This window comes from uncultured Campylobacter sp. (assembly GCF_938045405.1).
Lineage (GTDB): Bacteria > Campylobacterota > Campylobacteria > Campylobacterales > Campylobacteraceae > Campylobacter_B.
Genome location: NZ_CALIMW010000215.1, coordinates 1 through 8571 on the forward strand (window position 1 = coordinate 1; position 8571 = coordinate 8571).

General features: G+C 49.9%; 8 protein-coding genes and 1 tRNA gene. All 9 read right to left on the reverse strand.

Annotation, left to right across the window (positions count from 1 at the left end; all coding sequences use genetic code 11):
- Nucleotides 1-57 precede the first annotated feature (57 nt).
- Nucleotides 58-142, reverse strand: a tRNA-Leu gene (locus Q0140_RS08995).
- A 69-nt stretch (nt 143-211) separates the two neighbouring features.
- Nucleotides 212-550 carry an ATP synthase F0 subunit C gene (gene atpE, locus Q0140_RS09000; RefSeq protein WP_291937974.1) on the reverse strand — a complete coding sequence of 113 codons (339 nt, stop codon included), beginning with the start codon at nt 548-550 and terminating at the stop codon, nt 212-214.
- A gap of 157 nt (nt 551-707) precedes the next feature.
- Nucleotides 708-2222, reverse strand: a complete 1515-nt coding sequence (locus tag Q0140_RS09005) for a 2-isopropylmalate synthase (protein WP_297963883.1) — start codon at nt 2220-2222, stop codon at nt 708-710.
- A gap of 85 nt (nt 2223-2307) precedes the next feature.
- A complete protein-coding gene (gene pssA, locus Q0140_RS09010) occupies nt 2308-3057 on the reverse strand; it encodes a CDP-diacylglycerol--serine O-phosphatidyltransferase (protein WP_297963885.1) in 750 nt (249 codons plus the stop codon).
- Between the two features lie 127 nt (nt 3058-3184).
- A complete protein-coding gene (gene ftsH, locus Q0140_RS09015) occupies nt 3185-5134 on the reverse strand; it encodes an ATP-dependent zinc metalloprotease FtsH (protein WP_297917014.1) in 1950 nt (649 codons plus the stop codon).
- Nucleotides 5131-5994, reverse strand: coding sequence for a 50S ribosomal protein L11 methyltransferase (locus Q0140_RS09020; RefSeq protein ID WP_297963886.1), 864 nt, complete (start codon nt 5992-5994; stop codon nt 5131-5133). The genes ftsH and Q0140_RS09020 overlap by 4 nt, the downstream gene beginning before the upstream one ends.
- A gap of 78 nt (nt 5995-6072) precedes the next feature.
- On the reverse strand, nt 6073-6780 hold the full coding sequence (hisA, locus tag Q0140_RS09025; RefSeq protein ID WP_297963888.1) for a 1-(5-phosphoribosyl)-5-[(5-phosphoribosylamino)methylideneamino]imidazole-4-carboxamide isomerase: 708 nt from the start codon (nt 6778-6780) through the stop codon (nt 6073-6075).
- Nucleotides 6780-7526 carry an imidazole glycerol phosphate synthase subunit HisH gene (hisH, locus tag Q0140_RS09030; RefSeq protein WP_297963890.1) on the reverse strand — a complete coding sequence of 249 codons (747 nt, stop codon included), beginning with the start codon at nt 7524-7526 and terminating at the stop codon, nt 6780-6782. Before hisH ends, hisA begins: the two co-directional genes overlap by 1 nt.
- On the reverse strand, nt 7523-8571 hold a 1049-nt coding region (locus tag Q0140_RS09035; protein ID WP_297963892.1), incomplete at its 5' end, for a polysaccharide biosynthesis protein. The genes Q0140_RS09035 and hisH, both read right to left, overlap by 4 nt.

The following is an 8571-nucleotide window of genomic DNA, read 5'->3' on the forward strand; positions in this document are numbered from 1 at the left end:
CTCAAAAAATTATTTTAAAATTCAAAAAACGAAAAAAATAGGGAAAATTTTGATAGATGGTGCGACCGACGAGACTTGAACTCGTACACCTTGCGGCACTACCCCCTCAAGATAGCGTGTCTACCAATTCCACCACGGTCGCATAAATTTTAAAGCTTGATCTCAAGCCTTGAATTATATAAGTTTGAAGCCCGATTTCTCGGGCTTTTGATTAATTTGCAGCAGCCTTTAAGCCTTCTGTCAAAAAAGGGTTTGCAAAAAGCAAGACGAATGAAACAACCAACGCATAGATAACCTGCGCTTCGATCATCGCAAGCGAGATATACATCGTAGTCGATAGTTTGCTAGCTACGCTTGGGTTTCTAGCGATACCGTTAAGCGTCGCGCTAGCGGCATTTCCCATACCTAACGCGCCACCCAAAGCGGCTAGACCTAAAACAACTGCAACGGTAATTGCAGAAAAAGAAACGATCTGAGTGTAAGCGCTTAGCTGCTCGCTAGCGAAAGCCGCGCCGCAAAGCGCAAATAACAATACAAGAACTTTTTTCATAAAAGTCTCCATAAATAAATTTTAAAACGAGTTTCGGCTCAATACCCCCTACTCCAACGTTTTAAGTGTGAAATATTATTAAAATTTTGCTTTTGATTTGTTTAATCTGGCGGAATTTGCGTTAAATTTAGCAAATCCCGCCGTACACGCCGACATCTTAACGTTTAGCGTCCAAATATGTATTTAGCGCCGCAACGTAGGCCTTTGCGGACGCTAGCATCGTATCTACGTCAAGTCCTCTGCCGATAATGGCGCCCTCGCCCGCAAATTCCACCTTGACGGTTACTTTCGCCAGCGCGTCTTTGCCCTGCGAGACTGCTTTTACTTGATACTCCTTCAGGCTACCGCTGATGCCGCTAATGCGGTCTATCGCCTTAAATATCGCATCCACGCCGCCGTTTCCAAGCGCGCTGTCGCTTAAAATTTCATCCTTATACCTTAGCGTAAGCGCGGTGCTAGCGTGTCCTTTGTTGCAGCTATTGGAGCTTAAAACCAGCACTTCGTAGGTCTTCTCGGCCCCCACGAACTCGTCGTTTACGAGCTCTCTAATATCCTCGTCGAAAACGTCCTTTTTGCTATCGGCGAGCGCTTTAAATTTATTAAACGCGATCTCAATCTGCTCGTTACTAAGCTCATAGCCCAAAGATACCAGCTTGTCTTTGAAGGCGTGGCGGCCGCTGTGTTTGCCCAGCACGAGCGAGTTTTTATCAAGCCCGATATCCTCGGCGTGCATGATCTCGTAAGTTTCTTTGTGTTTTAACACGCCGTCTTGGTGGATACCGCTTTCATGCGCGAAGGCGTTTTTGCCCACGATCGCTTTATTAGGCTGCGGCTCGATGCCGGTGATGCTCGCGACTAGGCGGCTGGATGGATAAATTTCTTTCAAATTTATATCGGTATAAAGCGGCGCAAATTTATCTGTGCGCGTCTTGATCGCCATTACGATCTCCTCTAGCGCCGCGTTGCCCGCGCGCTCGCCGATACCGTTTATCGTGCACTCGACCTGTCTGGCTCCTGCCAAGATAGCGGCTAAGGAATTTACGGTAGCCATTCCCAAGTCGTTGTGATTGTGCACCGAAACTACGGCGCGCTCGCCGATAAGCTTAACGATTTCACCTATTCGGGCGGTGATCTCGTCCGGATAGAGATAGCCCACCGTATCGGGGATATTTATGGTGGAGGCTCCTGCGTTTATCGCGGCGTCGCAGATCTCTTTTAAAAAGCCGATATCGCTTCTGCACGCATCCTCGCAGCTAAACTCCACGTCATCGCATAGACTTTTTGCGTATTGTACAGACTCTATGGCGCGTTTTATGACCTCTTGCGGCTGCATTTTGAGTTTAAATTCCATATGGATGGGGCTTGTGGCGATGAAGGTGTGGATGCGCCCGAGCTTCGCGCCCTTTATCGCTTCGCCCGCGGCCTTGATGTCCTTTTCTAAAGCGCGCGCAAGCGAACAGACGCGAACCTTACTAACGGCGCTAGCAATCTTTTCTATCGCGTCAAAATCCCCCGGGCTCGCCGCCGCAAAACCCGCCTCGATAACATCTACGCCCAGCTTTTCAAGCTGCAACGCAAGATGGATCTTTTCGTCCGTATTCATCGACGCTCCAGGGCTTTGCTCGCCGTCACGAAGCGTCGTATCGAAGATTATGATTTTATTTTTGTCCATTACAAATCCTTTCAAAGCGTTAAAATTTGGCGAAATTATAGCAGCGCAAACTTAAAAACAATCGCGGCGATAAACATATTTGAGATTACTTCGCCGTTTCCTCGGGTTTGTCTTTTTTATGAAATTTAGCCGCGCTTAAATTTAAAGCTCCGCGAACCAAACCGTAAACAATATAAACCAAAGTAAGCACCGCCGGGAATTCCAGCCTGAAAAGATATAAAAGCGAGAAAAACACGACGATTAGAAGCACTAAAATTTTAATCGCATTGGGACGTTTTAGGCTGATCTTTTTAAAGCTTGGAAAGCGGATGTTGCTGACCATTAAAAACGATAGCACCGCCATTGCGATGATCAAAAATACGCCAAACCCTTTGGAGAGCTCATATTTTAGATAAATTCCGATCCAAAACGCCATCGTAATCGCTGCCGTTGGTATCGGTAGCCCGATAAAAACGCTAGGCTCATAGGTGCCCGTGGTGACGTTAAATCGCGCCAGCCTGATCGCGCCGAAAACCACGTAAAGTGCTGCTACGAGCGAACCGACCTTACCGTAATCGTGCCCGACCGCGCAATAAAATAGCAGCGCCGGCGCGACGCCGAAAGCAACGATATCCGCAAGGCTATCGAACTCCACGCCGAATTTCGACGTCGCATGCGTTAGCCTCGCCACGCGGCCGTCAAGCCCGTCGCAGATCAAGGATAAAATGATATAAAAGATCGCGGCACTGAAGTTGCCTTTGATCGTAGAAATTATGCTGATAACCGCCAAAAATGCACTTGCCGCCGTGAAAAAATTCGGCAATATGTAGATTAATTTTCCCTTTTCCTCTTCCATCTCTTACTCTTTAAAATTTTATTTTTACACCGCTTTTCATTCGGTGCCGCGGATCGCGCATAAAGCATTTTAGCGCGACCTTCTTAAAATTTAGCCCTAAGTTCTTACCGCGCGCGAGGCTTTAAATTTAAGCCTCGCTCTTTGCGCTTTCGATATCATCGTTAGCGCCTAAATTTCGCACCAGACGGGTAGGCATGCCGTTATCTTTTTCAAATTTAGAGATGATCTCTACGATCTGCTCTCCAGAGACCGTCTCTTTTTCATACAGCGCCTTCACCATCTCCTCGATCGCCGGAGCGTAGGTCCTTAGCGTCTCTTTTACCGCCGCGTAGCGCTCATCCAGCGTCTTGCGGACATATTCGTCGATCTTAACCGCCGTTACCTCGCTGTAATCCTTGATGCTCTGTCCGCCGTTTAGGAAGGAATACTGCTGCTTTTCTAGCACCGCAAGCCCGAGCGCATCGGTCATTCCGACCTGAGTAGCCATAAATTTAAGCATATCGGTAGCGCGCTGTAGATCGTTGCCCGCTCCGTCGGTGATCTCGCCCAAAAACACATCCTCCGCCGCGCGCCCCGCCAAAAACGTATCGATCTCGGCAAAAATTTCATGGCGCTGGTGCAGGTATCTATTTTCAAACGGCGAATTTAGCGTGTATCCCGCAGCGCTCAATCCGCGCGGCACGATAGTTACTTTAGATACCGGCATCGCGCCTTTAGTAAGCTCGGCGATGAGCGCATGACCGCTTTCGTGGTAGGCGACGATTCGCTTTTCGATCGGGCTTACGCGGCGCGATTTTTTAGCCAGTCCGATACCGACGCGTTCGATCGCTTCGAGCAGGTCTTTTTGCTCGACCTCCGCCTTTGCCTCGCGACCCGCTAAAAGCGCGGCTTCGTTGATGATATTTGCAAGATCGGCTCCCGCAAAGCCCACGGTAAGCCGCGCGATCTCTTCGATATCGATATCGCGAGCAAATTTAACGTCGCGCATATGCACCTTTAAAATCGCCATTCTGCCGTCAAAATCGGGTCTATCGACTAGAACCTGCCTATCGAATCTGCCCGGACGCAGAAGCGCTGCATCCAGCGTCTCAGGACGGTTAGTAGCCGCAAGGACGATTACCGGGCTTGATTCCGAGCCGAAGCCGTCCATCTCGGCAAGCAGCTGATTTAGCGTCTGCTCGCGCTCGTCATTACCTCCGCCGATACCGCCTGCGGTTCTGCTTTTGCCGATCGCATCGATCTCATCAATAAAAACGATCGCCGGAGCCTGTTTTTTAGCGTTATCAAATAGATCGCGCACCCTGCTGGCGCCCACGCCTACGAACATCTCGATGAAGCTGGAGCCCGATACCGAAAAAAACGGCACGTCCGCTTCGCCCGCGACCGCTTTGGCTAGCAGCGTCTTGCCCGTGCCGGGAGGGCCCACTAAAAGCACGCCTTTTGGAATTTTAGCCCCGAGACTGATGTATCGCTCGGGATTTTTTAAGAAATCTACGATCTCTTTAACCTCCTCTTTTGCCTCTTCGACGCCCGCTACATCGCTAAATTTAACCTTCGGCTTTTCGGCGCTTACCAGGTTTTTGGAGCTTCCGATGCCGAGCACGCCGCCGCCCATATTGCGCTGCATGCGATTGGCTAAAAACATCCAAATTCCAAAGAAAATCACGAGCGGCAAGACCCAGCTAAAGAGCAGATCGGTCAAAAAGTTGCTCTCGTTATACGCGCCGTATGGAATTTTGCGCGATTCTAAAATTTGAACCAGCTCTGGATCATCCACGCGCTTGGCGGTGTAGATTACGTTGCCGACTTGCGCTTTAATCGTGGAGCTTCCGATGGAAACCATGCTTACTTGAGAGTTTTTGATTTGCGATTTTAGCTCGGAGTAAGTTACGTTTCTACTCTCGCCCGAAACGGAGCCTAGCACTCCACCGCTATCAAATCCGCCGCTTGGGGATATCGCTTTAAACACGACTATCAAAATAAGCGCAAAAATTATAAAAACGCCGATCGGATTTTTATTAAAAAAATTGTTTCCGCCGCCGTTTTGAGGGGGTTGATTGTTTTGGTTATTGTTCATATCTTCCTTTCATATACAAAGCTGAGCCATTCGTTTTCTTGCTTCATACAGACGAAGCTTAGATCCGAAAAGGCTTGCTCTATCCTATCTTTATATTTTTCCAAAATTCCCGACAGCACGAGCTTGCCGCCGGGTTTTAGCGCTTTTTTCAGATCCGCGCTTAGGATCAAAATCACGTCGGCGATTATATTTGCGACGACGAGATCAAACTGCGGCTGCGCGCTTTCGCTTGAGCCTCGCTCGTTTAGGCTTGAAACGCTGCCGAGCCAAATTTTATCGATCTGCACGCCGTTTTTCTCGGCGTTTTGCTGCGTAGCGGTCACCGCCTGCTCGTCGGTATCGCAAGCGCTTACCTTTGCGTCCAGTTTTTTCATCGCGATACTTAGAATTCCGCTGCCGCAGCCCACGTCAAGCGCGCTCATGCCCGCGCGAGTAAGCTCGCTAAGCAGCGCTAGGCACATATTGGTGCTTTCGTGATGCCCTGAGCCGAACGCTAGCGCAGGATCGATCAGCAGATCGATTAGCGCGCGATCTTGCGATCTTTCGCACCAGCTCGGACGGACGTAAAATTTACCGACCGCTACGGGCGCGACCCCTTTTTTATATTCGTCGAGCCAGTCTTTGTTTTGCTTTTTTGAAATTTCGATCTGCAGATCGGCGTCTAAATTAAGAGATCGCGCAAGCCCCTTTTTAAACTCTTCAAACGCAAATTTTAAATTTTGCAGATCCTCTTCGTCGCGGATTATGAAGCGATCGCCATCCTCCTCGACGCAGGTAACGCCGAGCTCAAACGCAAAGCTCTTGAAAAGCTCGCTCGCATTCGCGCTTTTTACGATCATCTCATAAAAAAAATCTTTCATCGCCTCACATCGCCTTTAAATTTTAAAATTTGCATATTACTAAAATTTAGTTCAAACTTTGCTTACGCTCGGGCGTTTTTATAGAGCTTCAAACGCCTTTTTAAGATCGAGCGTGCCCTCGTAATACGCCTTGCCGACGATGACGCCTGCTATGAGCCCTGCGTTTTTAAGCGCGATTATGTCGTTTATATCTTTAACGCCGCCGCTTGCGATAGTGTCGATGCTGCAAGCTTTCGCGATAGAGCGGCTAAATTCTACATTTACGCCGCTTAACATCCCGTCGCGCGAGATGTCGGTGCAGATGATCGCACAAACGCCCGCATCCGCGTAGTCTCGCGCCAGATCGGTCGCTTTTACGCGGCTTAGCTCCGCCCAGCCCTCGGTGGCTACGAGCCCCTCTTTTGCGTCTATGCCCACGACGATGCGGTAAAGCTTCGCCATCCCCCTTACGAAATCCGAGTTTTTTAGCGCCGCCGAGCCCAGGATAAATCTATCGACGCCTAAGCTTAAATACTCCTTTATGCGCGCTTCGTCGCGGATGCCGCCGCCCACTTCTACGCGCAGGCGCGTGCTTTTTACGATCCGCTCGATCGCTTTGAAATTTACCGCCTCGCCAGCAAACGCGCCGTCGAGATCAACTAAATGCAGCCACTTAGCGCCGAGATCTTCAAATTTTTTGGCTAGCTCACAGGGGTCTTTGGAATAAATTTTTGCGCTTTGCATCTCGCCCTTGCTAAGGCGTACGGCGCATCCTTGTTTCAGATCAATCGCAGGGAAAATCTCCATCACAGCTCCGTAAAATTTTTAATGATTTTTATGCCCGCATCGTGGCTTTTTTCGGGATGCGGCTGAAAGGCAAATACGTTTTCGCGCCAGATCGCGCTTGCAAACTCATAGCCGTAAAACGTGCTCGCAAGCGTAATCTCGCGCGCGCAAAGGACGTGATAGGAGTGCACGAAATACAGATACTCAAACTCGCCTAGACCCGCATTTATCGGCGAGCGCTTGATAAAATGCGCGCTGTTCCAGCCGACGTGCGGGATCTTTAGGCTTTCGGCGCGAGCGGAATTTTGCCCGCAGCGCTCGCCGGATCCCGCTTTGCTCAATCTAAATTTTAAATTTTCGGGTTTAAATTCTACTTCGCCCAGTCCGAATCTCGTGTTTTCAAATCCGGATTCCGCTTCGCAAACATTAAATTTCGTTTTGTCAAATTTCACGACGCGACCAGGTAGAATTCCAAGCCCACTGCGCGCGCCGAATTCCTCGCTTTGTTCAAACAGAAGCTGCATCCCAAGGCAGATGCCTAAAAAATATCTGCCGCTTGCGACGAACTCTTTAATCGCGGCGTCCATACCGCTTGCGCGAAGCCTCTCCATCGCCTCGCCGAATGCGCCCACGCCCGGAAGCAGAGCCTTATCGCAGCTCAAAAGCTCCTCAGGGCTGCGCGCGAGGCAAAATTTAGCGCCGCAAAAGCTAAGCGCGTTCATCACGCTTTGGATATTGCCCGCGCCGTAATCCACGATACCGATCAAGCCGTGCCCTTCATATCGTTCAATCGGTGCGAAAACTCAGGCACGATACGTTTTAGCTTATCCGCAACCTGCGCGTCCTCGCACTCCGAAAGCTCCTCTATCTGCGAGTTTAGCTCCTCTAGGTCGTATTTTGCGGAGTGGGTTACGAAGATTGATTGGTACTTAGTGCTCTTGTCGTTTTCGTCGATCAAAAGCTCCTCGTAAAGCTTCTCGCCTGGACGCAGGCCTACAAATTTAATACCCAGCTCCTCCTTACCGGCAAGCTGCAGCATTCGCTTGGCAAGATCGGCGATCTTTACGGGCTCGCCCATATCCAGCACGAAAAGCTCGCCGCCCTGCGCGATGGAGGCTGCTTGAAGCACGAGTTGGCACGCCTCGCTAACGAGCATAAAATATCTCGTAATCTCGGGGTGCGTAACGGTAAGCGGCTCGTTCGCTTCGATCTGGCGTTTAAATTTAGGAATGACGCTACCGCTTGAGCCGAGCACGTTTCCGAAGCGGACGGCGACAATCTGCGTATCGCTTGCCGCGTCGTTGGAATTTAGCGCGTAAAGCTCACAGATACGCTTCGTTGTGCCCATAATGTTAGTCGGCCGCACCGCCTTATCGGTCGAGATCAAAACGACCTTTTTCGCGCCATATTTTTTGGATAGATCGATTACGTTTTTCGTGCCGACGACATTGTTTTTGACCGCTAGATGCGGATTAAACTCGCATAGCGGCACGTGCTTATACGCCGCTGCGTGCACGACTACTTCGGGATGAAATTCTGCAAAAACCTCCTCCAGCTCATGGCGATAAACGACGTTTATCATCTTTAACTCGTTGCGCGCATCCGCGCCGGTGGCTTCGTTAATCGAGTAGAGATTAAACTCGCTGTGCTCGACCATGATAAGACGCTTTGCGCCGAATTTCAAGCATTGCTTGCAAATTTCGCTTCCTATCGTGCCGCCCGCACCCGTTACCAGCACGATCTTGTCTTTGATAAAATTTTCGATCGCCTTGGTATCGAGGTCTTTGGGCTTGCGCGCGAGCAGATCCTCGA

Excerpts from the sequence above, each read along its gene's own strand:
- atpE (WP_291937974.1), bottom strand. The coding sequence starts at position 550 with ATGAAAAAAGTTCTTGTATTGTTATTTGCGCTTTGCGGCGCGGCTTTC.
- Q0140_RS09005 (WP_297963883.1), bottom strand. The coding sequence starts at position 2,222 with ATGGACAAAAATAAAATCATAATCTTCGATACGACGCTTCGTGACGGC.
- pssA (WP_297963885.1), bottom strand. The coding sequence starts at position 3,057 with ATGGAAGAGGAAAAGGGAAAATTAATCTACATATTGCCGAATTTTTTC.
- ftsH (WP_297917014.1), bottom strand. The coding sequence starts at position 5,134 with ATGAACAATAACCAAAACAATCAACCCCCTCAAAACGGCGGCGGAAAC.
- Q0140_RS09020 (WP_297963886.1), bottom strand. The coding sequence starts at position 5,994 with ATGAAAGATTTTTTTTATGAGATGATCGTAAAAAGCGCGAATGCGAGC.
- hisA (WP_297963888.1), bottom strand. The coding sequence starts at position 6,780 with ATGGAGATTTTCCCTGCGATTGATCTGAAACAAGGATGCGCCGTACGC.